Source organism: Rufibacter soli (assembly GCF_054781795.1).
Genome location: NZ_BAAGTS010000006.1, coordinates 40,459 through 63,089 on the forward strand (window position 1 = coordinate 40,459; position 22,631 = coordinate 63,089).

General features: G+C 48.5%; 20 protein-coding genes. 17 read left to right on the forward strand and 3 right to left on the reverse strand.

Annotation, left to right across the window (positions count from 1 at the left end; translation table 11 throughout):
* The first annotated feature begins 138 nt into the window (after positions 1 to 138).
* The 10 genes from lipB (at position 139) to porN (ending at position 10,257) form a co-directional block, all read left to right on the forward strand.
* A complete protein-coding gene (gene lipB, locus ACYVJQ_RS18770; protein WP_460894657.1) occupies positions 139 to 861 on the forward strand; it encodes a lipoyl(octanoyl) transferase LipB in 723 nt (240 codons plus the stop codon).
* On the forward strand, positions 858 to 1,262 hold the full coding sequence (locus ACYVJQ_RS18775; protein ID WP_460894658.1) for a hypothetical protein: 405 nt from the start codon (positions 858 to 860) through the stop codon (positions 1,260 to 1,262). Before lipB ends, ACYVJQ_RS18775 begins: the two co-directional genes overlap by 4 nt.
* Positions 1,263 to 1,329: 67 nt before the next feature.
* Positions 1,330 to 2,364: an MraY family glycosyltransferase gene (locus ACYVJQ_RS18780; protein WP_460894659.1), complete on the forward strand. Its 1,035-nt coding sequence runs from the start codon at positions 1,330 to 1,332 to the stop codon at positions 2,362 to 2,364.
* Between the two features lie 3 nt (positions 2,365 to 2,367).
* On the forward strand, positions 2,368 to 3,495 hold the full coding sequence (locus tag ACYVJQ_RS18785; protein ID WP_460894660.1) for a DUF4271 domain-containing protein: 1,128 nt from the start codon (positions 2,368 to 2,370) through the stop codon (positions 3,493 to 3,495).
* Between the two features lie 61 nt (positions 3,496 to 3,556).
* Positions 3,557 to 4,348: a uroporphyrinogen-III synthase gene (locus ACYVJQ_RS18790; protein ID WP_460894661.1), complete on the forward strand. Its 792-nt coding sequence runs from the start codon at positions 3,557 to 3,559 to the stop codon at positions 4,346 to 4,348.
* Positions 4,349 to 4,489: 141 nt separating this feature from the next.
* The gene (locus tag ACYVJQ_RS18795) at positions 4,490 to 5,458 is read left to right on the forward strand and encodes a PorP/SprF family type IX secretion system membrane protein (protein ID WP_460894662.1); all 969 of its coding nucleotides are present in this window, start codon (positions 4,490 to 4,492) and stop codon (positions 5,456 to 5,458) included.
* A gap of 201 nt (positions 5,459 to 5,659) precedes the next feature.
* Positions 5,660 to 6,682, forward strand: a complete 1,023-nt coding sequence (porK, locus tag ACYVJQ_RS18800) for a T9SS ring complex lipoprotein PorK/GldK (RefSeq protein ID WP_460894663.1) — start codon at positions 5,660 to 5,662, stop codon at positions 6,680 to 6,682.
* A gap of 77 nt (positions 6,683 to 6,759) precedes the next feature.
* A complete protein-coding gene (gene porL / locus ACYVJQ_RS18805) occupies positions 6,760 to 7,557 on the forward strand; it encodes a type IX secretion system motor protein PorL/GldL (protein ID WP_460894664.1) in 798 nt (265 codons plus the stop codon).
* Between the two features lie 60 nt (positions 7,558 to 7,617).
* Positions 7,618 to 9,210 (forward strand): type IX secretion system motor protein PorM/GldM, encoded by a 1,593-nt coding sequence (porM, locus tag ACYVJQ_RS18810; protein ID WP_460894665.1) that lies wholly within the window; start codon positions 7,618 to 7,620, stop codon positions 9,208 to 9,210.
* A gap of 21 nt (positions 9,211 to 9,231) precedes the next feature.
* Positions 9,232 to 10,257, forward strand: a complete 1,026-nt coding sequence (gene porN / locus ACYVJQ_RS18815) for a type IX secretion system ring subunit PorN/GldN (RefSeq protein ID WP_460894666.1) — start codon at positions 9,232 to 9,234, stop codon at positions 10,255 to 10,257.
* A 420-nt stretch (positions 10,258 to 10,677) separates the two neighbouring features.
* On the opposite strand, the gene uvrC is transcribed toward porN, so the two are convergent.
* The 3 genes from uvrC to porW are packed head-to-tail and all read right to left on the reverse strand — an operon-like array spanning position 10,678 to position 17,373.
* Positions 10,678 to 12,483 carry an excinuclease ABC subunit UvrC gene (uvrC, locus tag ACYVJQ_RS18820; RefSeq protein ID WP_460894667.1) on the reverse strand — a complete coding sequence of 602 codons (1,806 nt, stop codon included), beginning with the start codon at positions 12,481 to 12,483 and terminating at the stop codon, positions 10,678 to 10,680.
* A 14-nt stretch (positions 12,484 to 12,497) separates the two neighbouring features.
* Positions 12,498 to 14,795: a penicillin-binding protein 1A gene (locus ACYVJQ_RS18825; protein WP_460894668.1), complete on the reverse strand. Its 2,298-nt coding sequence runs from the start codon at positions 14,793 to 14,795 to the stop codon at positions 12,498 to 12,500.
* Between the two features lie 4 nt (positions 14,796 to 14,799).
* The gene (gene porW / locus ACYVJQ_RS18830) at positions 14,800 to 17,373 is read right to left on the reverse strand and encodes a type IX secretion system periplasmic lipoprotein PorW/SprE (RefSeq protein ID WP_460894669.1); all 2,574 of its coding nucleotides are present in this window, start codon (positions 17,371 to 17,373) and stop codon (positions 14,800 to 14,802) included.
* 306 nt (positions 17,374 to 17,679) lie between these two features.
* Here porW and ACYVJQ_RS18835 point away from each other — a divergent pair, with 306 nt between their 5' ends.
* The 7 genes from ACYVJQ_RS18835 to atpA all read left to right on the forward strand — a co-directional run bounded on the left by ACYVJQ_RS18835 (position 17,680) and on the right by atpA (position 22,561).
* Positions 17,680 to 17,916 carry an AtpZ/AtpI family protein gene (locus ACYVJQ_RS18835; RefSeq protein ID WP_460894670.1) on the forward strand — a complete coding sequence of 79 codons (237 nt, stop codon included), beginning with the start codon at positions 17,680 to 17,682 and terminating at the stop codon, positions 17,914 to 17,916.
* Between the two features lie 6 nt (positions 17,917 to 17,922).
* Entirely contained in the window at positions 17,923 to 18,318 is a 396-nt protein-coding gene (locus ACYVJQ_RS18840) for a hypothetical protein (protein WP_460894671.1), read from the forward strand.
* A gap of 32 nt (positions 18,319 to 18,350) precedes the next feature.
* Positions 18,351 to 19,436 (forward strand): F0F1 ATP synthase subunit A, encoded by a 1,086-nt coding sequence (gene atpB / locus ACYVJQ_RS18845; protein WP_460894672.1) that lies wholly within the window; start codon positions 18,351 to 18,353, stop codon positions 19,434 to 19,436.
* A 38-nt stretch (positions 19,437 to 19,474) separates the two neighbouring features.
* Entirely contained in the window at positions 19,475 to 19,729 is a 255-nt protein-coding gene (gene atpE, locus ACYVJQ_RS18850; RefSeq protein WP_048922327.1) for an ATP synthase F0 subunit C, read from the forward strand.
* 115 nt (positions 19,730 to 19,844) lie between these two features.
* Positions 19,845 to 20,348, forward strand: coding sequence for a F0F1 ATP synthase subunit B (locus ACYVJQ_RS18855; protein ID WP_460894673.1), 504 nt, complete (start codon positions 19,845 to 19,847; stop codon positions 20,346 to 20,348).
* A 72-nt stretch (positions 20,349 to 20,420) separates the two neighbouring features.
* Positions 20,421 to 20,978, forward strand: a complete 558-nt coding sequence (gene atpH, locus ACYVJQ_RS18860; protein WP_460894674.1) for an ATP synthase F1 subunit delta — start codon at positions 20,421 to 20,423, stop codon at positions 20,976 to 20,978.
* A gap of 2 nt (positions 20,979 to 20,980) precedes the next feature.
* A complete protein-coding gene (gene atpA, locus ACYVJQ_RS18865) occupies positions 20,981 to 22,561 on the forward strand; it encodes a F0F1 ATP synthase subunit alpha (RefSeq protein ID WP_460894675.1) in 1,581 nt (526 codons plus the stop codon).
* The last annotated feature ends 70 nt before the right edge of the window (positions 22,562 to 22,631 follow it).

Below are 22,631 nucleotides of genomic sequence, written 5' to 3' on the forward strand. Positions count from 1 at the left end.
TGGGTTTAATGAGTAATTTGCATAGTTTTCCTGTTGCAAAGCATTCTATACGTGTAAAATAGGCTTCTGTAGACAGGTAGTGGGGTTTGAAGGCAGTAAACCTCTTTCAAAGATTGTAAAACGTCGGGCTGAAGAAGCATGGGTGAGAATAAAAACATTGTTTTTGAGAACCTGGGTCTGGTAGATTACCAGCAAGCCTGGGACTACCAGGAGCAGCTTTTGAAAAAGGTGGTGGACGTGAAAACGCTCAACAGGTCTTTGCCTGAAGGGGAACGCCAACCTACGCCCAATTACCTGCTTTTCTGCCAACACCCGCACGTGTATACCTTGGGTAAAAGTGGCCATGAAGAGCACCTTCTTTTAGATCAAAAGGGACTGGCACAGAAAGAGGCCACCTTCTATAAAATAAACCGGGGCGGCGATATCACGTATCATGGTCCCGGGCAGTTGGTGGCTTACCCCATCCTGGACTTAGAGAATTTTTTCACCGATATCCATAAATACCTTCGGTTGCTAGAGGAGGCAGTTATAATGACCCTGGCAGATTATGGCCTGCAGGCGGGCAGAATACCCGGGTTAACCGGAGTGTGGCTTGACTTTGAGGAGCAGCGCAACCCCAGAAAGATCTGCGCCATGGGTGTGAAATGCAGCAGATGGATTACCATGCACGGCCTGGCGCTAAACGTAAACACAGACCTTTCCTATTTTGGAAACATTGTGCCCTGCGGGATTTCTGATAAAGCCGTGACCTCTCTGCAAAAAGAACTGGGTAGAACAGTGCCCTTGCCGGAGGTGGAGGAAAAGCTGCTTAGGCATTTTGAAAGATTATTTGACGCAAGGGTGTTGGAGCCTCAGTTATGAAAAAAGATATTGATTTCCTGCAAGTTGAAGGCGTTTCTGTGGCGATTGCCCGGGAAGAGGGAGAATTGGGGCAGGTAGAATGGAACGTGTACTTTATCAATAACAATAACTTTCCGTTGGAAAACGTGCTTATTGCCTCTAAAGGGTATGGAGAGCATGAGGGCCAGGAAGTGAAGACCTCCGTGCTGCGTCATGTGTTTCCGGAGGTAGAGGCCAAGGCCGCCCTTCAGGTGGAGCCCATTGACCCGGCGCTATTTCACCTTACCAATGAGTTCTGGGTGAGCTATTACATTGGCCAGCAAATTTATGATAAACGCTTTCTGTTTGTGCCCGGAAGCATTGTTGAAGAAAATCTTATTCATATTTCTATATTAGAGAGAGAAGGTATTTTGCACTCTTGAGGTTATCCCGTTCAGGATTTTCTAAGAGGCGTTATTCTTCCATGCTTATAAACCCTTAAACCCCGGCATGAAATTTTTTACCTATCTGCTTTCCTTTAGCTGGTCGTTTTTCATTGCGCTCTTTGCTATACCCTCTATTGTATATGTGGCCCATTTGAAAAACATCCTGGACCAGCCTAACAAACGGACAGTGCACGTGTCGCTTACCCCGCGGTTGGGCGGGCTGGGCGTGTTTGCCGGGTTCATGTCGGCGCTTACCATCTTTGGTGACCTCACCAACGGGGTGCAACAGGTGCTGGCGGGTTGTATTATCCTGTTCTTTGGCGGGTTGAAAGATGACTTAGTGTCTATTTCGGCCTTTAAAAAGTTCTTTATGCAGGTGCTGGCCACGGGCGTGGTCATGTTCATCGCAGATATCAGGATCACCAGTTTTCAGGGGATTTTCGGGATTCATGAACTGCCCATAGGCCTGAGCTACGGTTTTACCTTCTTCACCATTGTGGGCATCACCAACGCCATTAACCTGATAGATGGCCTGGACGGCTTGGCCGGTACCATTGTCACCATCATTGTGGCCACGTTTGGGTTCTTTTTCTGGTACGCCCACCTGGAGGAGTACTCTAATTATGCCGGCGTAGCAGTGTGCTTGATTGGCGGTATCCTGGGGTTTCTGCGGTACAATTTCTACAAGGCCCGCATCTTCATGGGTGACACAGGTTCCCTGCTTTGCGGCTTTGTAGTGTCAGTGATGGCTATTCAGTTTATAGAGATGCAGTTTGTGCCTTCCTCGCCGTCAGTGGCGCTGGGGGTACTATTTGTGCCGTTGTTTGACACAATCAGGGTTTCTGTCATTAGGATCATGAAAGGGCTATCTCCTTTCTCACCAGATAAAAACCATATTCATCACCGTATTTTGGCTATGGGGTTTAGTCAGGTGAGTACGGTGCTCATCCTGGCGCTGCTTAATGTGCTGGTGATTCTGTTTGTGTTTAACTTTGCCCACTGGGGAAACCTTAACCTGCTGCTCTGTCTGCTGGGCTTCTCTTTGGTGTTGAGCGCCGTGTTAGGCCAATATGCTGCCAGGCCCACTACCACTGGCTAAAAAATGAGGACCTGGGTATTAATTTTCTGCTTTTGGTTTATAAGCGGAAGTGCGTTTGCCCAATCTGGGCCGCTTAAGCCGTTGCTTTCTTCAGACTGGTTGGTTTTTAAAGGCCAAAGCAATCAGTTGGTGCCTTATTTGCCTGAGTTCCATGATGAGCACAAGGCCCTCTACCAGTGGATTATCGTAGATAAGTTCACCAACCCGAGCATTTCATTTGCGGCCCGTGCCCAGCTCTGTATCTTTATTGATAATAAACTGGTGTTTGTGGCAGATTCTACTGCCCGGTACACCCTGGACCTTTCCGCCCACTTAAAGCCAGGCAAAAAGTACCTGTTAACCATCTGGCACCCAGACCAGCAGCCCAATTACCCGTCCTTTAAAGTTCCGCAGCAGGAAATTGCCGCCTTAAACTCCAAACAGAACGTAATTTTCCAGCCCAAGCCAAAGCAATCTGACGCCCCCAGAAATACGCTGGTGTTTTTTATGGTCATCATAGGTCTGGTGTATGGGGCGCTTCGCACGACCTTCTACTCAGATTTTGCCAGTATTTTCAGATGGAGTAGTTTCTCCAAGATTTCTACCCTGGAAGAAGGCTTGTTGGTAAAGCCCATTGGTAACTGGTCCAGCATCTTGTTTGTACTGGCATTTGCTTTATCCTTTTCCTTGTTGATTGTAGCCATTCATACAGACCTGGAAGACCTGGCCCTGCTTAACCAATTGTTTACCGCCACGCAGGCAGACCTGGTCTCCAAAATACTGCTGTATGCCTTAATGGTCTTCTTGTTTGTGGTTTTGAAGTACCTTTTCCTGCAACTTATGGGCTTTGTGTTTGGGGTAGAGGAAATGGTCTTGACGCAGTATCGTGAATTCCTGCGCACCCTGTTGGGATTAGGTATTTTTGTTCCGTTTATTTTGCTATTGTATCTGGGAGTGAGTACCACTGTTCCCGGAGTAGTCTATTGGATTGCTAATGTGGCGGTTACAGTGCTGTTGGTGTTCACTGTTCTAAGGGTGTTCTATACAGTTAGTAAAAAATATTCCCTTAAAAATCTACATTTATTTTCATACCTTTGCGCCACAGAAGTGATTCCGTTGATGATTTTACTCAAATTAATTGTATTTGTGTAACCATCTGTTCTCCGGGATAAACCAGGCTAAGATTACAAGTTGTTAAACTACCATCAAAAAAATGGCTGACGGTAAAGAAGAGTTGGGTGCGGATAGACATTCAAAGAAAATTTCTAGTATTCTTGTCACGCAGCCAAAGCCGGCAAATGATAATTCTCCCTATTTGGGCATTGCTGACAAGTACGGCATCAAAGTAGACTTTAGAGCATTTATTGAGATAGAGCCTGTTCCTTACAAGGAGTTTAGGAAGGACAAGGTGAATATCCTGGACCATACCGCCGTTATTTTCACCAGCCGCAATGCCGTAGATCATTTCTTCAGGATTTGTGCCGAAGGAAAAATTGAGGTGCCCGCAGAGATGAAGTACTTCTGTATCTCTGACCAAACCGCCTATTACCTCCAGAAATACATAGTGCTGCGTAAGCGCAAACTCTTTATTGGTGGTAAAACAGCGTCAGATTTGTTTGAAGTGCTCAAGAAGCATAAAAACGAGAAGTTCCTGTACCCTTGCTCCAACATCAGAAAAGAAGATATTCCTGAGTTCATGCGGGCCAATGGGTTTGACTTCACCGAAGCCACTATGTACAAGACCGTAGCCTCAGACTTATCTGACCTGGCCGAGGTAAAGTATGACTGCATCGCTTTCTTTAGTCCTTCAGGTATTAGCTCTTTGTTTGTGAACTTCCCTGATTTCAAGCAAAACAATACCCGTATTGCCGCTTTTGGCCCTACTACCGCCCAGGCGGTGCGAGATGCTGGCCTGGAACTGGACATTGAAGCGCCTATGCCCAATGCCCCATCCATGACGGGGGCCATTGAGGTTTATATCCAACAACATTCTAAGAAAAAGTAAACCACCTGTTACTTTTCTCTTATTTGTGCGTAGCAAGGCTATGGCCGGCAAATTGTACGTTAACTTTTGGTAGTTATGGCGCAATTTGCTAGCTTATGCCACTTGGCTCTTACTGTTCAAAGAGTAGTCTAAATGCCACCAATGATGCACAAATTACGTTTCCTTTTCTGTTTGATCGGGCTTATTTTACCGGTATTGGTGCAGGCGCAGCAGCTGCCTCAGTTTAGCCATTACGCGTTTAACGGGCAGTTTATAAGCCCCGGTTACGCGGGCATAAAGGGCCAGACAGAAATGAATGTGCTGTACCGTTACCAGTGGTTAGGGTATGATGGAACTTTTGATGCCGGCGGAGCGCCAAAGACGGGTCTCTTCACAATTTCAGCGCCTATTGGAGCGTTAAAGAGTGGCGTAGGGCTTGTAGTGATGAAAGATGAGATTGGTGCCGTTGATGTGTTTCAGGCGCAACTTTCATATGCTTACCATCTTTCATTAGGAGAAGGAAAGCTTGGGATTGGGGTGCAGGGTGGAATGACCAATATGAGCAAAGGGCGGTACCGGGCAAATGTGGAATCAGATCCGCGGGTGCCCTTCAATAGCTCAGACAGAAAATATGACTTGGGGGCCGGGCTATGGTATCAGCAGGAACGGTGGTATGTAGGGGCTGGCATAACCAACTTATTAGGGGCAACCTATGAGTTTGAGAATGCTGCCAAGAATTCAGAATACGGAACGGTGACTGCCGAGAAGCACCTGATGGCCACGGCAGGGTATGAAATGGAACTTTCTAACTCTCTTGACGTTACACCTACAATATTGTTTAAGCAGGATCTGAGTGCCGGAGTCGCCTCTTTGGAGGCCGGCGGACGAGTGACTTTTAATGATAAATTCTGGGGTGGGGCAGGGTATAGGTTTGGAGAGGCGATTACCGGGATGTTAGGAGTTTACCTGTTAAAGGACAATGCTTTGAACTTTGGATATGCTTTTGACTATACCGCCGTAGGGTCAGATGCCAAGAGTGCTACTTCGCATGAAGTAATGCTAGGTTATAGGTTGCCTAGACCTAAAAATAATACAAAACCTCCCGTTAAGACTCCCCGCTATAATTTTTAAGTACTTACTTTTAAGTAGCAGGCATACTGCTTGTAGTAAGGGAATTAATGATTAAATAAAATATTATTTTCTTTGCATCGTTAGCATATTGTTCTTCAAGAAAAAACACTAGTTTTGTTTTTCAAAGTTGCGATATATATTTGCTGTCTTATAAATTACTAAATACTAAGCGGAAGCGCTGCCTTTATCAAGTCCAAGAATATGATTAAGTTTTTACAGTTTTCTGCCATTGCTTTAAGCGTAATGCTAATGGCAGGTTGTGGTATGGGGAGAGACTCACAAGGCGATGTGGTGGGAGCGATGGACCGGCCGGAGTTCAATCCGCAGGAGATCCCTTATGGCATGATTGCCTGCCCAGGTGGAACTTTCCATATGGGACAGACTGATCAGGACATTGCGGCCAGTATGTCAAACATGAACAAGCAGGTAACCATTGGTGGGTTCTACATGGACGAGACAGAAATCACCAATAATGAGTACCGCCAGTTTATGGATGCCATCCGTCAAGACTCCCTGGATATTCTGGGTGAAGAGTTTGTGATGACACAGCTGTATCCAGACACTACCGTGTGGGTAAAGGACTTTACTTACCACATGGGTGATCCCCTGATGGAATACTACTACTCGCACCCAGCTTTTGATGACTACCCAGTGGTAGGCGTTGACTGGTTTGCGGCTAAGTATTTCAACAGCTGGAGAACCAAAAACAAAAACAACTACAACGTAGAAAGCGGCATGGCGCCAATGCCTAGCTTCCGTTTGCCATCTGAGGCAGAGTGGGAGTACGCAGCCCGCGGTGGCCGTGACCTGGCTACCTACCCATGGGGCGGTCCTTACCTGCGTAACGCCAAGGGTTGTATGCTGGCTAACTTCAAGCCAGGCCGTGGTGACTACTACAGCGACGGTTTTACCTATACCGCTCCGGTAGGACAATATTATCCTAATGATTTCGGTTTATATGATATGGCCGGTAACGTGTCTGAGTGGTGTGAAGATGCTTACTCAGAGGCCTCTGTACCGGTGGTATGGGATTTGAACCCAACCTACTATAAAGATGATGAGCCCCGCAAAATTGTTCGTGGTGGTTCCTGGAAAGACATTGCACATTTCCTGGAGACAGGAGTTCGTAACTTTGAGTACCAGGATTCTGCCCGTTCTTACATTGGGTTCCGTAGCGCCATGATCTACATTGGCCGTTCATCAGACTTTGATCTGGGAAGATAGGTTTCTGCCTGTCACCCCTCAAGCTAACTAAGTAAATTTCTAAAAAACCAAATCGTACAATCTAAATCCATTAAAAAATGAGCAAAGTAAGAGGCAGCTTCTTCTACGATAAAGTAATGCCAAAAATTTATGGTATTGGTGCTGCAGTAGTAATTGTGGGAGCATTGTTTAAAATCCTCCACTTACCAGGAGCCAATGAAATGTTGATCGTGGGTCTGGGTACTGAAGCTGTTATCTTCTTCCTGAGTGCATTTCAACCAAACCCTCCGCATGAGCCAGAGTGGGAGCGCGTGTATCCACAGTTGCGTGATGACTATGATGGTCCTCTGCCAACGGTGCCTACTGCCTCTGCTGGTGCTTCTATCACTGGAGATCTAGACAAAATGCTGCGTGACGCCAATGTCACTCCTGCTACTATCAGCTCTTTGGGTCAAGGCTTGAACCGTTTAAGTGATACTGCTTCGCAAATGGCAGATATGACAGACGCTACTGTAGCTACAAAAGAGTATGCTGCCCGTGTAAGAACGGCTACTGGCTCTTTAGATAGAATCAATGAGGCTTATGGTACTACGTTAGAGGCTGTTTCTCAAATGGCTAGCGCCACCGTAGACACCCAAGCTTACCATGCACAAGTACAGCAGGTAACCAAGAACCTGGGTGCCTTGAACGCAGTGTATGAAATGGAGCTTCAGGATGCCAACAACCACCTGAAAACCATCAACAAATTCTATGGTAGCATCTCTGGCGCCATGGAGAACCTGACTGCGGCCAGCCGTGAGACAGAGCAGTTCAAAGATGAGGTGACTAACCTGACCAAGAACCTGCACTCGCTCAACAACGTGTATGGCAACATGTTAAATGCCATGAGAGGGTAATCTCTGCCAATCCTATTTTAATAATAAGTTTAACTAAAAAGGTAAACACAACAGGATACTATGGCTGGAGGAAAAGAGACGCCACGGCAAAAGATGATCGGGATGATGTATCTCGTTCTTACGGCGCTATTGGCATTGAACGTTAGCTCTGCAATACTTTTAAAATTCCAATTTATTGATGCCAGCTTAATGGGGGTTAACCAGAAAACTATTTCTGATAACCAGGGCTCAGTAAAGGGAATTCAGGCAGCAGTGGCAGATGGCGCAAGCACTGCCAAAGATAAGCTGGTAGTTGAGCAGGCCCAGGAAGTAAGAAGCACTACCGCTGAGTTGGTAAGCTATATCAGATCGCTGAGAGCGGAACTGGAAAAGCAAACCGGCGGTAAAGACCCGGAAACGGATAATTACAAGAACCCTGAGGCGAATGAGATTGTAAACGAGATAATGCTGGGTGGTTTGAAAAAAGGCAAAGGATATGAACTGGAAGCCAAATTAAACCAATACGCTACCTATCTGCGCAAATACAATGACAAAGTGCCTCAGAAACTGGCTTTAGGCGGGAAAGAAGATCCACGCGTAGCCACTAACAAAGATCAACGCAAAAAGAACTTCGCGCAGCTGAACTTTGAAGAGACCCCAATGGTAGCCGCCTTGGCCACCTTGGCTCAAAAGGAATCTGAGGTGTTGAAGTATGAAGCAGAGACCTTGTCACAACTTGCCCAAAAGGTAGGAGCTGATATCATCAAGTTTGAGAACATCTTTGCCATGGCCAGTGCTGAGTCTAAGACTGTAGCAGCTGGTACCAAATACAAAGCTGAAATGTTCCTGGCGGCTTCTTCTGACGCGGTATCACCTACCATGTCTGTAGATGGCAGATCTATTCCAGTGAAAGCTGGTAAAGGACAGATTGAGTTCACTGCTACTGCTGGTAACTATGATGCTGAAGGTAATGCTAAAAAGCAATGGAAAGGCCAGGTGCGTTTCCGTCAGGCCAGCGGCCGTGATACAACCTTTACCGTTGTACAGGACTATGTAGTGGCCAAGCCTGTGATGCAAATCCAGTCAGCCTCAATCAACTCATTGTACTTCAACTGCGGAAACGAACTGAGTGTTCAGGTACCAGCCCTTGGCGCGGTATATGATCCTTCTTTCTCTGCTTCAGGTGCGTCTGTAATCAAAGGTGCCAAGAAAGGCTTCCTGACCATCATCCCTACTTCACGCCAAGTGAAACTGAATGTGAGCAGCGGCGGAAACGCCATCGGGTCACAGGACTTCACTGTGAAACTGGTACCAAGACCGCAAGTAGTAGCTTATGCTAATGGCCGTCCGGTTGATGTAGTGAAAGGCATGCCAGCCCCAGGACCACGTGTCCTGGAAGTGAGAGCTGTAGCCGATGAAAGCTTTAAAAACCAATTGCCAAAAGATGCTCGTTACAGAGTAACTCAATATACGGTGTACCTGGTACGCGGTAGCCGCCCGGTAGGGCAGGTAGTAGGGAATGGCCCAACTGTAAGCTTAGGAAACCTGGCTGGCCAGGCTCGCCCAGGTGATAGAATTGCCGTTGACATTAAAGAGATCAGAAGATTGAACTATCGTGATCAGCAGGAAGTTGTTCCTTCTGATAACTCAAGTATCAACATTCAGCTTAACTAGTAAGATATTTTTCTTAGTACCATGAAGAAATTAATTGTGTTGGGTTTAGCTGGTCTGCTTAGCATTCCGGTAGTTAGTACGGCACAGAAACGTGCCACTACTAAAAAAACTACCACTTCTACGCAAAGCGCGGCCGCCAAAGCAGCTGCAGATAAAAAGCGTCAGGAGGAGTTGGAGCGTCAGCAGGCAGAGCAGAAGCAGGCAGAATTAAACCAGGCAAGAATGGACAGCTCTTTGGCTGCACCAGCCTCTGCCAGACCAATTCCTGCTTCAGATGTCTTGTTCAAAAAGACAGTTTGGCGTGCGGTTGACTTGCGTGAAAAGCAGAACAAGCCTATGTTCTCTAACGGCAAGCAAATTACCAAGCTGATTGTAGATGCAGTGAAGCGTGGAGAGTTGCAGGCTTATCGTTCTGACACCTTGAATACCCCTATCAGTGGTTCTGAGATGATGGGAAACATGAGCCCGAGCACCTCAGGTGGTGGTTTAACGGAAGCGGAGAAAGCCGCTGGTTTTGACCAACCAGCCGCCGCTGAAGATGACGGATGGGGAACCCCAGCGCCAAAGAAGCCAGCCGCTAAAGCGAAAAGCACTACGGCCACCACGGCACCAACCGTTGCAACCACTGGCTTTGAGCTTTTGCCCAATGAGCTTTACAAGTTAGAGATCAAGGAAGACGTTATCTTTGATAAGAAGCGTTCACGGTTATACCATGATATCCAGGCTATTACCTTGGTAATGCCGGCAAAGTATAACAACCTGGGCTTTGAGAAACCAATTGCCTCTTTCAAATACTCTGACCTGGCCCGTGTATTCAAAGCGCACCCAGACGAAGCTCTCTGGTTTAACGCCCAGAATGACGCACAACACAAGAACCTGGCAGATGCCTTTGACCTGTGGTTATTCAGCTCTTACATCACCAAGGTATCTAACGTAAGTGATGCCCGCCTGGAAGAAGTGTATGGTACTGGTAAAAAAGGTCTTTTGGCTGCCCAACAAGCCATGGAAGAGATCATTGAATTTGAATACAGCTTGTGGAGCTACTAATGTGAGCCAAGCATGAAATAAAAAAAGGAGACCGTTTCAGGTCTCCTTTTTTTGTGCCCTTAAAAAAGTATCTGGCTTTTGATGGTTAGAGCTTAAAGCCTAAAGATCGAGGCAGATTGCGAACCTACTTAAAAAGGGACCCGCTTTTAAAAATAATTGACTTGGAAGGGGATTACCCTAATTCCAGGATTATCCTTATACCTGGTTCATAATTAAAAGCCCTGAAGCGTGGGGCTCTTAATTATAAAGGGGAAAATGCGTTTTAAGCCTGTTTTTTGAAAAACAGGCTTAAAACGCATTTCATCTTTTGAAAGGAAAACCAAAGTTTGAAGAAATTGCTGGCGCCCAATGGTTGCTAGCAAGAGAAGAGGATTTCTGTTTTGAGGCCGTTTCTCAAAAAACGGGCTTAAAACAGGATGCCTACGGTTTAGCCTGTGCGAAATAATCTACCAATAGTCGGGCTTTGCTTTTTCCTACTTCTGATTCCAGTTCCTGTTGTGATAGTTCTGCTATCTTCTTGACGGACTTGAATTTGGTCAGCAACTTTTCGGCGGTGGCTGGGCCAAGGCCCTTGATTTTAGTAAGTTCGGTCTGGAGGGTGCCTGCATCGCGCAAAGAGCGGTGAAACGTAATCCCGAAGCGGTGGGCCTCGTTGCGAAGGCGCTGGATAAGTTTTAGGGTCTCAGACTTCTTGTCAATGTATAGGGGAAGGGTGTCACCGGGGTAGAAGATCTCCTCCAGGCGCTTGGCAATACTCACAATGGCCACCTGCCCATAGATGCCCAAATCCTTAAGGGCTTTAACCGCCATGCCTAATTGGCCTTTACCCCCGTCAATGATGATCAATTGGGGAAGGGAAGTACCTTCATCAATCAATCGGCGGTAGCGGCGTGTGACCACCTCATACATAGAGGCAAAGTCATCGGGACCCACCACGGTTTTGATGTGAAAGTGGCGATAATCCTTTTTAGAAGGCCGCGCATTCCGGAAGCAGACCATCGAGGCCACTGGGTTATCACCCTGGAAGTTGGAGTTGTCAAAACACTCAATATGCTTGGGAAGCTCAGTGAGGCGTAGGTCACGTTTCATGGTTTCCATGATGCGTACCTCGTTGCTATCCTTAGACTTGTCCTGCATACTTTCCTTTTCCTTACGCAGATAGAGCGCATTCTTAAGGGAGAGGTTCAGGAGCTTGCGTTTATCACCAATTTGAGGCACCGTCACGGTCACGCCTTCCAGAGGAAGCTCCAGGTTATCAATGTTGACCAGAATCTCTTTGGCGGCGCTGTCAAACTCCTGCCTGAGTTGCATGATCATGGAAGCCAAGATATCCTGGTCGGTTTCTTCCAGCTTCTTCTGCAGTTCCAGGGACTGGGTGCCAATGATGGAGCCGTTCATCACCTTGAGGTAGTTGATAAAGGCGCACTTCTCATTAGAGGTAATGGTGAACACGTCAATGTTGGTGAGCGTGTGGCTAACCACCGTAGACTTCGCCTGGAAATCATCCAGCATATCTAACTTTTGCTTGAATTGGTGCGCCAATTCATACTGGAATTCGGCGGCCGCCGCAGACATGACTTCCTTGAAGTAGTTTTTGGCTACGGTCATGTTGCCAGACAAGATGTTCCTGATCTGGAGAATGTGTTGGTTGTATTCTTCTTCGCTGTAGAGTGCCTCACAGGGACCTTTACAGTTGCCTATGTGGTATTCCAGGCACACCTTGAACTTACCGGCCTCAATGTTGGCCGGGCTAAGGTTATAACTACAGGTACGCAGGGGGTACAAAGTCCTGATCAGCTCCAGCACCACGTACATGCTGGTGCCGCTGGGGTAGGGCCCGAAGTACCGGGACCCGTCGTTGATCTTGTTACGGGTGCTTAGAACCCTTGGGAACCGCTCATTGGTAATACAGAGATACGGGTAGGACTTGCCGTCCTTGAGCAGGATGTTGTATTTGGGCTGGTGCTGCTTGATGAGGTTATTCTCTAGCAGGAAAGCATCAGCCTCACTGTCTACAATGGTAAACTCCACCCGCTTGATCTGCGAGATGAGCTTGAGAGTTTTCTTGTTGTGCTGCGTAGAGCGGTTGAAGTAGCTGCTTACCCGCTTTCTTATGTCAATGGCTTTGCCCACATAGATAATGCCACGGTCATCATAGAATTTATAGATACCGGGCCGGTGGGGCAAATGCAACAACTGTTCCTTCAAGGCCTCATCTACTGCCATACCAGCGTACTAGTTTAAAACTCCTGTTCTCCAACGTTCTCAGGTACGGACAGCACCTGGTCTTGTTGTACGGAATCTGCCACTGCCGGGCCATTGTTATACACCCCACAGTTAATTTGCATGGATAGCGGCTGCGCAGGTTTAGGGAAAGGAGCCTTAGAGACATTCAACGATTTATCGGCGTACACTTTCTTCATGAAGATGGCGTAGATAGGCATGGCCAGCTTGTTCCCCTGCCCGTACGCGGCACTCCGGAAGTGAATGCTTCGGTCTTCACCGCCCACCCATACACCGGCGGCCAGGTCTGGCGTAATGCCCATGAACCAGGCGTCTGAGTAATTAGAAGTAGTACCGGTTTTGGCGCCAATCTCGTTCTTGAGGCCATAGCGGTGACGAAGGCCATAGTAGGCGGTACCACCACGGGTATCAGCGGAGCCTTGCAGCATGTGCACCATCAGGTAGGCCGTCTCTTCGCTTAGAGCTTCTACGGTTTTGGGCACAAATTCATGCAGTACCGTTCCATTTTTGTCTTCAATGCGCACCAGGTATTGCGGCTGGGTCCAGACCCCTTTATTCACGAACGTACCGTAGGCGCCCACCATGTCATACAGGGTCACATCATCTGAGCCCAAAGCCAGGGAAGCATAAGGGTTGAGCTTTGTAGTGATACCTAAGCGTTTGGCGGTGCTTACCACTGTTTCAGGGCCCAATTTCTTCATGAGGTAAGTGGTCACGGTATTAATGGAAAGCGCCAAAGCCTCGCGCAGGGTGTGCTTACGGCCTGTGTATTTCCCGTCGCTGTTCTTGGGAGTCCAGGGAACTCCGTCTGAGTTGATTATGGTCACCGGGGCGTCTACCACCTCATAGCAAGGGGAATAACCGGCCTCAATGGCGGCGGTATACACAAACGGTTTAAACACAGAACCCGGCTGGCGGGCACCCTGTTTCACGTGGTCATATTTGAAATACTTGTAATTAGTGCCTCCTACCCAAGCCTTCACTTTGCCGGTGAGCGGATCCATGGCCATAAAGCCTGCCTGCAGGTAATGCTTGTAATGACTGAGGGAATCCATAGGGCTCATGACCACATCTTTCTCGCCTTCCCAGGTGAAAATGCGCATGGGTATTTTATGGTTCAGGTGATATTTGATAGAGTCTTCGTTGCTTCCGTACTGCTCCACCAGGCTTTTGTAGCGGGCCGTGCGTTTCATTTGGTCCATCAAAAAGCCTTTGATCTCCTTGCCATTTTCATCAATCCAGGGGTTGCGGCCTTTCCATTGCTGGAAGAATTCCTTCTGCATGGTTTTCATGTGCTGCTCTAAGGCAGCCTCGGCGTGCTGCTGCATGCGCGAGTCAATGGTGGTAAAGATCTTGAGGCCGTCTGAGTATAGGTCATAGCCGTTTTCCTTGCACCATACCGCCAAAGACTTACCAATCTCGGTGCGGAAATAAGGCGCCAGGCCTTTGTTCTGGTTCTCTACGTTGAAGTCAAGTTTGATGGGTTTGGCACTCACCGCCTGGAACGTAGGCTGGTCAATATACTCATACTTGAGCATCTGGTCCAGCACGGTGTTGCGCCGGTTCATAGAGCGCTCAGGGCGGGTAACCGGGCTGTAGAAGGATGGTCCTTTTAAAACACCTACCAGGGTAGCGGCTTCTTCCAGGGAAAGTTGGTCAGGGTTTTTGTTGAAGAAGGTTTTGGCGGCCACTTTTATGCCGTAGGCGTTGCTGCCAAAATCCACGGTGTTCAGGTACATAAGCAGGATCTCTTTCTTAGTGTAAGAGCGCTCCAGCTTAATGGACATGATCCATTCCTTGGTCTTGATAATAAGCATGCGCAGACCGGGCACATCACTCAACAGGCCGTTATTAAGATCATCACGGGTCCGGAAGAGGTTACGGGCCAGCTGCTGGGTAAGCGTACTGGAACCACGGTCCTGCTTGCCGGTTAATTTATAGTAAGGGACCGCCAGGGTACCTTTGAAATCAATACCCGAGTGTTCCTCAAACCGGATGTCTTCCGTAGCAATAAGCGCGTTCACCAGTGATTCTGGCAGTTGCTCATAGGTAACGGGGCTGCGGTTTTCCCGGAAATACTTACCCAGCAGTTTGCCATCTTCAGAATAGACTTCAGAAGCCAGTTCGCTTTTGGGGTTTTCCAGGGTTTTCAGGTCCGGCAGGTCTCCAAAAAGATTCAGGAAGTTAATGCTGACCGCAAAAATATAGAGAAGGAAGAAGACGAATCCGCCGGCAAATAATAGCCAAAGTGCCGAAATTGCCTTCCGGTACCCATTTGATGGCGTTGAGGACATGGTATTATTTATAATTTTTTTCAAAGAAAGCTACATACTGCGCAATATCCCCCAGCTTTCTTAGCAAGGCCAGGTTGGCGTCAGTAATTACAAAGGTAGCAAATTTCGGGCCTTTTAAGTTGGCCAAGGGTGAACTACGGGCGGTTTGTAGTTTGGCATATTGCTGGGCAGCCAAAAAGTCGGGCAGAGCCCGGATGACCAACAGACGGGTACTGTCATTCAGGGCCACGTTTTCCAGAACCAGTTGTTTCTTAGGATGGAACCGCTGGTTGTAGGTCTGATAGGCAGTCATGAGCTGGCGCAGGGCCAGGCTGTCGCCGGTATGTACCACCACAAAAGAATGCGGCAGGCTGCGCTCTGTTTTATAGGTGGGTTCCTCTACCTTGGGGGTGATGGGGGCAGTTATCTCAGGGACCTTTGCCAGTTCACCGCTTTCATAGCGCTGGTGCAGGGAAATGAAGTCACGGGCCTTGGGCACCAGCGGGCTTTCAGGGTACTGGGCGGTAAACTCCTCCATGGCGGCTTTAAAGACTGCGGGGGTTTGGGTGCGGCCCTTCACTAAAGCCTGCAGAAACGCCACTTGGTCCGGAATGTCGTTTTGAGGGTGTTTTTGGGAAAGTGAGGCTAAAACAGCCAGGGTCTCTGGGTACTTCTCCTGCTCATACAACACGTAGGCAGAGTCATACAGCGCATGCGCCGCCTGGTTCTCTACCGAGTAGGTGCGCAGGAAATCTGGCTGTTCAATCAGCTTGCTGTACTTTGAGTTGGGGAAACGCTCTTTAAGGGTTCGGGCAAAGCCGGCCGCCTGTTCTGTCTGCTGCGCTGCTGAGGCCATGACATACAAGCTGTAATACACCTCTGAGGCATGGGCCGAGGCAGGGAACCGCTGCAGGAGTTGTTGAAAGGTCTGGCTTGCTTTCTCGGGCTCGCGCAGACGTTGCTGATAAATATTGCCCAAAGTAAATAAGGCTTCCTCTACGCGGGTATCTGAGGCTTTGCGTTGCTCAGGGGTAAGCGGGATGGCAGCCAGGTACGTGGCCTCTTTCTGGGCAGTGGCCGCAGCCAGCGCCGTGCTGTCTACGGATGGGCTTGTGGGTACCCCCGCCGTTAAACCTACGCCCCCAGAGAGGGCCGCCTGACGGCGCCAGTTATCTTGCAACGGCCGGTCACCCCAGGTCCGTAAAAAGTCATTACGGGCGCTGGCGAGTACCACTGGGTTGTCAAAGTACCAGGTACTGCCTTGTGTAGGACTTCCGGCTATAGGCAACGTAGCCGTCTGAGTGTTTTGCCCGGGTTTTGGAGCCACCGCCAGCGCTGCCGCTTCCATTTCCTTTTCTTTCTGAATCTGAGCCGCTACCCGCTGACTGCGCTCGGCGGCCGGTAATTGGGCCAGCGCCTGCAGGCTATCTTCGGTCCTGATGATTTCCAGTTGTTGGGTAAAGGCGGTTAAAACCGTGCGCCGGTCTTCCAGGTCTTCATACCCCAGCGTGGTGGGTGGCAATAGCTGGAGGGTGCTGTCATAATAAGCCTGCGCCAGCTTGTACTGCTGCAGGTTCTCATAGTAAATCTGCCCTTCAAGCAAGTAAGAATAGGCTTTCTGTACCCGGTTGGAGGTAGAGGCGGCCGTGGATTTTTTAAGGAGGGTTAATGCTTCTGGGTAGTTTTTCTCCCGTAGCTCCAGCTTGGCCAGGTCATAGTAGATCTTGTCCAGGTATTCCAGGTTCTTATCGTCGCGGGTGAGTTTGTAAAGAAAGTCCGCCACCTTGGCTTTGTCTGTCTCACTCTTGAGTTCCGTTACCTGGGCCAGGTTCAGGTTGCTGTAAAAGCCCAGTTCATAGGGTGGGCTTTTCTTTAAGATGTGGGCGAACTGCTCATAGGCTTTGGCGTCCTGGTTAGTGGCTTGGTACAGCTGGCCCAGGATAAATCTTAGCCGTGACTGCCGGTCCCGCTTTTCGGTGTATTGCACGGCCCGCTCCAGATTCTCGGCGGCCAGGGGTAGGTTGTTCTGGATTTTAGCCAGGTGGGCTCTGGTGATCAACAATTCGCGGCCGTTGTCTTCATTCATGCGTTCCTTTTTGAACTGCTCTGAAATGGAGAAGGCCTGGTCATAGTCTTTTTGCCTTAGTGCCAGCCGCATCATCCAGATCATGGCCTCATGGCGGGCATGGCGGTCTGGGCTGGTGGTCTGTACAAACCGGAACGTCTTGGCGGCCTCGGCGTCTTCACCCTGATAGTAACGGGCCTTGCCAATCAAAACATAGCAGTCATCTATCCATTTTGATTTGGGGTGCCGGGCAATGGGGAAGGAAGCCCGCTTGATCACTTCGTCCAGGTCTGGGGCCAGCGTCTTGAGCACGGTGGTATCAAGAGGAGGCAGAATATCCAGGATGGTGTTGTAGTCATTGACAGTGGCGGCTTCCAGTTTGGCTTCCACTTCCTCCATTTTTTCCCGGGCCAGGAAATAGCCGTTGAACCGGGCGTTCAGGTTACGGTAAAACCTGCCCAGGGGCTTATCTGGGGCGCAGCCGGCCAGAAGCGTCAGGAAAAAGAAGAAAGAGAGAAAACGTGTCAGCTTCAAGGTAAAGTAGCTATGGAGTATCAGTAGAATCGTGCCGGATATAGTAGAATTAGGGTATTCAAAGGGGTTGCCTGTCTGGCCAAGACCAAAAGGTGCCTCAGGCAACCAAGCAAACTTACGTTTTTTTGCGCTCTTGCTACGCTAGTACGCAAATTGGCCTGTTGGAGATAAACGCATGAAACGTCTTTTTGTGCGAACCGATCCTGTTTTTTGCTCGTTTTTCTAAAAACAGGCCCAAAACAGCCTTCATTCTTTCTGCCATTGCTGTGAAATGGTTTGTTACCTTTGTCTTATAATACAATAACTATGAGCCAGCCGGAACAACCCTCTGATAACCAAGAAGAGTCTCAGGTAAAGCCGTACCTGAAGTATTCAGGGCTGGCTTTCCAGATGATTGCCATCATGGGATTGGCGGCCTGGGGTGGGCGCAAACTGGACGCGCATTTCCAGAACCAGACGCCCTGGTGGACGCTGGGTTTGTTGCTGGTGGCGGTCTTTGCCTCTATGTACTCGGTGATTGTGTCGCTTACCCGTAAGAAATAACCCCGCGTGAAATTTATTAGAAACATGCTGCTGCTCACCGGAGTGTTGGTGTTGGTGGTAGTAGGGCTACAGGTTTTAACCGGTGACAAGCTGGTGCATCCCTTCATCTGGTGGGGGTTGCTGTTTTTCTCGTTTGTCGCCATTTTCACCCATTACATCACCCATTTAGGTTTCAAGCACGATTCTGAGAACCTGCATGCCTATTTTTACGCGGCCATGGGAGTGCGGATGGTCTTTGCTATAATAGCAATTTTTGTATATAGATATTTCCATGAGGAGCGGTTAATCCAATTCGTGTTTAACTTTTTCGCGCTTTATTTTATCTACACCGGATTTGAAATCTACGCATTGTTAAGTAACTTGCGCCAAAATTCAAAAAAGCAAATCAAAGAGGAAGTATAGCCTAATGGTGTGTTCCTTTTAATCCGCTCTGAATGAAGAAGATACTCGTATTCCTGCTTACTATTCTTACTTTTTCAGCCCAAGCGGCAGAATCTGCCGAAAACGCCAAATTCAGCCCCGGTGACATGATTATGCACCACGTAGGGGATGATTATACCTGGCATTTTGCTGATGGTCTGGTACTGCCCTTGCCGGTTATATTATATGGCGAGAACGGGCTGGATGTCTTCTCTTCCTCTAATTTCTATGACGCCCACCATAACCTGCAGCCCTATAATGGCTATGTGTTGGAGCACGGTCATATTTATTACGCCGATGCCAACGGGCACCCGCGTACTGCCTTGAATGAAAAAGGCGAGGAAACCCACGTAGGTCCATTTGATATCTCCATTACCAAGAACGTGGCCTCTATGTTTGTGAGTGTGCTGCTGTTGTTCCTGGTATTCTTCTCTATTGCCGGTGCTTACAAAAAGAACCGTGGCCGCGCACCAAGAGGTTTGCAGTCTTTCTTTGAGCCCATCATTGTGTTTGTGCGCGATGAGATTGCCAAAACCAACATCGGGCCTAAGTATGAGCGCTTCATGCCGTACCTGCTGACCGTGTTCTTCTTTATCTGGTTTAACAACCTGTTGGGTTTGATACCAGGTGGGGCTAACTTAACCGGTAACATTGCCGTTACGCTGGTGCTGGCTTTAATGACCTTATTGATTACCGTGTTCAGCGGAAACAAATCTTACTGGGGACACATCTTCAATACCCCTGGTGTTCCGTGGTGGTTGAAGTGGGGTATTCCTATCATGCCCTTGGTAGAGGTGATTGGTATCTTCACCAAGCCCTTCTCTTTGATGGTCCGGCTTTTCGCCAACATCACGGCGGGGCACATCATCATCCTGAGTTTGTTCAGTTTGATCTTTATCTTTGAAAGCTTAGCCATTGGGCCGGTGAGTGTGGCGTTTGCCACGTTCATGAACTTCCTTGAGTTGTTTGTGGCCCTGTTGCAGGCGTATATCTTCACCCTGCTGTCTGCCATGTACTTTGGCGGCGCGGTAGAGGAGCATGACCACCATGATGACATGGGCCATGGTGATGCCCCTTACGCGGTAGACGCACACCATTAATTTTTGAATTCCTTTTTTTAACTATATATACTACTACTATGTTAGGATTATTGCTTGCATTGTCTCTTGGCTCAGGCTACGCGATCATGGGTGCCGGTATCGGCGCTGGTTTAGTGGCTCTTGGTGCCGGTTTGGGTATCGGTAGAATCGGTGGCTCTGCCATGGAATCTATTGCCAGACAACCAGAGGCCGGTGGTAAGATCCAGACAGCGATGATTATCGCTTCTGCTCTTATTGAAGGTGTTGCCCTGTTTGGGGTAGTGGTTTGCCTTCTGATTTCTTTCATCCAATAGTTGGATGCTTTCGCCTCACCCGTCCTGACGATTGGTCTGGACGGGTTGAGGGGAAAAAGAGCAAGTAGAACGTATACGTTGAAAAAGAATACCTTTCGTTAAATAACCATACAACATGAATCCATTAGTAACCCCGGGTATCGGATTACTTATCTGGCAAGTGATCACCTTTTTGGTGGTGCTTTTCCTGTTATCTAAGTTTGCCTGGAAGCCTATCATGGCGGCCCTGCGTGAGCGCGAAGACAACATTGACGCCGCCCTTAGCATGGCTGAGAAAGCCAAGCTGGAGATGCAGGCCCTGAAAGCAGACAACGAGCGTCTTTTAACAGAAGCCCGCGCTGAGCGTGACCGCATTCTGAAAGACGCTTCTGAGGCAGCTAACCACCTAGTGGAAACGGCCCGCACCAAAGCCAACGAAGAAGGTGCCCGCCTGGTAGAGCAAGCCCGCTTGTCTATTGAGAATGAGAAGAACGCTGCTTTGACTGAGGTGAAAAACCTGGCCGCTTCTTTGTCTATTGACATTGCCGAGAAATTACTGAGACGTGAACTGCAAGACCAGCAAGCCCAACGTGCGTTGGTAGAGAGCTACCTGCAGGATGCTGAGGTAAGCCTGAAGTAATACGTAACAGGAGCGGCGCTTCCCGCTTTGAAAAGGAAGCCTGAGTTTTAATCATTCACGCAAGAGAAAGAAATGTCAGACATCAGAGTTGCCTCCAGGTACGCAAAATCATTGCTGGGGCTGGCTGAGGAAAAAGGCCTGCTGGAGCAGATATATGCTGATATGCTCCTTTTTACCAAAACGGTAGAAGAAAACCGTGACTTGCAACTGGCGTTATGCAACCCTATTGTAAAGCACGATAAGAAACTGGCTATCCTAACGGCTATTTTCGGCAATAAGGTAAACGCCATGACCATGGCCTTCTTCAGAATCATTACCCAGAAAAACCGGGAGAATGTGCTGGATGCCGTGGCCAGGGAGTTTGTGACGCAATACAACTTATTAAAAGGAATACAGAAGGCTACAGTGACCACCGCTGTTCCTTTAACGGCAGACCTGCGGGCCACTTTCCAGAAAATGGTAGAAGACCGCACCGGCATGAAAGTAGAATTGCAGGAAACGGTTGACCCCGAAGTAATTGGTGGTTATTTGCTCCGCATTGGAGATGAACAATTAGATAGTACTGTGCGTTCACGCGTGCAGAAGTTGAAAAACAAGTTTAAAGAAAACCCATACATTACTAAACTATAATCATGGCAGAAGTTAGACCTGATGAAGTGTCAGCTATTTTAAGAGAACAGCTGTCAAATTTCAGAACAGAAGCTGAACTGGAAGAAGTTGGTACGGTTCTGCAAATCGGTGACGGTGTTGCGCGTATTTACGGCTTGTCTAAGGCCCAGTCTGGGGAGTTGATCGAGTTTGAAAACGGTCTGCAAGCCCTTGTACTGAACCTGGAAGAAGACAACGTAGGTGCGGTATTGTTGGGTGACTGGAGCGGCATCAAAGAAGGCGATACAGTTAGAAGAACAAATAAAATTGCCTCTGTAAGAGTAGGTGATGGCATGGTAGGCCGTGTGGTGAACACCCTAGGTCAGCCAATAGACGGCAAAGGTCCTTTAGTGGGCGAGCTGTACGAAATGCCAATTGAAAGAAAAGCACCAGGTGTAATTTACCGTCAGCCGGTAAACGAGCCGTTGCAAACCGGTATCAAAGCCATTGACTCTATGATTCCGATTGGCCGTGGCCAGCGGGAGTTGATCATTGGTGACCGCCAGACAGGTAAATCTGCCGTGGCTATTGACACCATCATCAACCAGGGTGAGTTCTTTGACCGTGGAGAGCCTGTATTCTGTATCTATGTAGCCATCGGGCAGAAAGCCTCTACCGTGGCTCAGATTGTAAACGCGCTGGAAGCCAGTGGCGCTATGCGTTACACTGTGGTAGTAGCTGCTCCGGCTGCTGATCCAGCTCCTCTGCAGTTCTATGCGCCGTTCACCGGTGCTGCTATTGGCGAGTTCTTCCGTGATACCGGTCGTCCTGCCTTGGTAGTATATGATGACTTGTCTAAACAAGCCGTTGCGTACCGTGAAGTGTCCCTGCTGCTTCGTCGTCCTCCAGGACGTGAGGCCTACCCAGGGGACGTATTCTATCTGCACTCCCGTTTGTTGGAGCGTGCCGCTAAGATTAACGCCTCTGACTCCATCGCGCAGGATATGAATGACTTGCCAGAGTCTATCAAGCACTTGGTAAAAGGTGGTGGTTCTTTGACCGCTCTTCCTATCATTGAGACGCAGGCCGGTGACGTTTCTGCCTATATCCCAACCAACGTGATCTCAATCACAGACGGTCAGATCTTCCTGGAAACTAACTTGTTCAACTCTGGTATCCGTCCGGCCATCAACGTAGGTATCTCGGTGTCTCGTGTAGGTGGTAACGCCCAGATCAAGTCAATGAAGAAAGTGGCAGGTACCTTGAAACTGGATCAGGCGCAGTTCCGTGAACTGGAAGCGTTTGCTAAGTTCGGTTCTGACTTGGATGCTGCTACCAAATTGACTATTGAGCGTGGCCGTAGAAACCTGGAAGTATTGAAGCAGGCCCAGTTCTCTCCGGTATCTGTAGAAGATCAGGTAGCTATGATTTACTGCTGTACCAATGGTCTGATTGACGACGTTCCGGTAAACGAAGTACGTACGTTTGAGAAAGACTTTACTACTACCTTGAACGCGCAGCACCGTCCGGTATTGGATGCGTTGAGAGCAGGTAAGATTGACGATAACGTAACCAATGAGCTGAAGCAGGTAGCTCGTGAGCTTACTGCCAAGTACCGTAAATAATTAATCAACAGAAGAAGAGCATGCCGGGCAACCGTGTGCTCTTCTTTCTCTGTTCATATCTGACTAACTA

Excerpts from the sequence above, each read along its gene's own strand:
- ACYVJQ_RS18795 (WP_460894662.1), top strand. The coding sequence starts at position 4,490 with ATGATGCACAAATTACGTTTCCTTTTCTGTTTGATCGGGCTTATTTTA.
- atpA (WP_460894675.1), top strand. The coding sequence starts at position 20,981 with ATGGCAGAAGTTAGACCTGATGAAGTGTCAGCTATTTTAAGAGAACAG.
- lipB (WP_460894657.1), top strand. The coding sequence starts at position 139 with ATGGGTGAGAATAAAAACATTGTTTTTGAGAACCTGGGTCTGGTAGAT.
- atpB (WP_460894672.1), top strand. The coding sequence starts at position 18,351 with ATGAAGAAGATACTCGTATTCCTGCTTACTATTCTTACTTTTTCAGCC.
- ACYVJQ_RS18780 (WP_460894659.1), top strand. The coding sequence starts at position 1,330 with ATGAAATTTTTTACCTATCTGCTTTCCTTTAGCTGGTCGTTTTTCATT.
- ACYVJQ_RS18835 (WP_460894670.1), top strand. The coding sequence starts at position 17,680 with ATGAGCCAGCCGGAACAACCCTCTGATAACCAAGAAGAGTCTCAGGTA.
- atpH (WP_460894674.1), top strand. The coding sequence starts at position 20,421 with ATGTCAGACATCAGAGTTGCCTCCAGGTACGCAAAATCATTGCTGGGG.
- ACYVJQ_RS18790 (WP_460894661.1), top strand. The coding sequence starts at position 3,557 with ATGGCTGACGGTAAAGAAGAGTTGGGTGCGGATAGACATTCAAAGAAA.
- uvrC (WP_460894667.1), bottom strand. The coding sequence starts at position 12,483 with ATGGCAGTAGATGAGGCCTTGAAGGAACAGTTGTTGCATTTGCCCCAC.
- ACYVJQ_RS18785 (WP_460894660.1), top strand. The coding sequence starts at position 2,368 with ATGAGGACCTGGGTATTAATTTTCTGCTTTTGGTTTATAAGCGGAAGT.
- porN (WP_460894666.1), top strand. The coding sequence starts at position 9,232 with ATGAAGAAATTAATTGTGTTGGGTTTAGCTGGTCTGCTTAGCATTCCG.
- atpE (WP_048922327.1), top strand. The coding sequence starts at position 19,475 with ATGTTAGGATTATTGCTTGCATTGTCTCTTGGCTCAGGCTACGCGATC.
- porL (WP_460894664.1), top strand. The coding sequence starts at position 6,760 with ATGAGCAAAGTAAGAGGCAGCTTCTTCTACGATAAAGTAATGCCAAAA.
- porK (WP_460894663.1), top strand. The coding sequence starts at position 5,660 with ATGATTAAGTTTTTACAGTTTTCTGCCATTGCTTTAAGCGTAATGCTA.
- porM (WP_460894665.1), top strand. The coding sequence starts at position 7,618 with ATGGCTGGAGGAAAAGAGACGCCACGGCAAAAGATGATCGGGATGATG.
- ACYVJQ_RS18775 (WP_460894658.1), top strand. The coding sequence starts at position 858 with ATGAAAAAAGATATTGATTTCCTGCAAGTTGAAGGCGTTTCTGTGGCG.
- ACYVJQ_RS18825 (WP_460894668.1), bottom strand. The coding sequence starts at position 14,795 with ATGTCCTCAACGCCATCAAATGGGTACCGGAAGGCAATTTCGGCACTT.
- ACYVJQ_RS18855 (WP_460894673.1), top strand. The coding sequence starts at position 19,845 with ATGAATCCATTAGTAACCCCGGGTATCGGATTACTTATCTGGCAAGTG.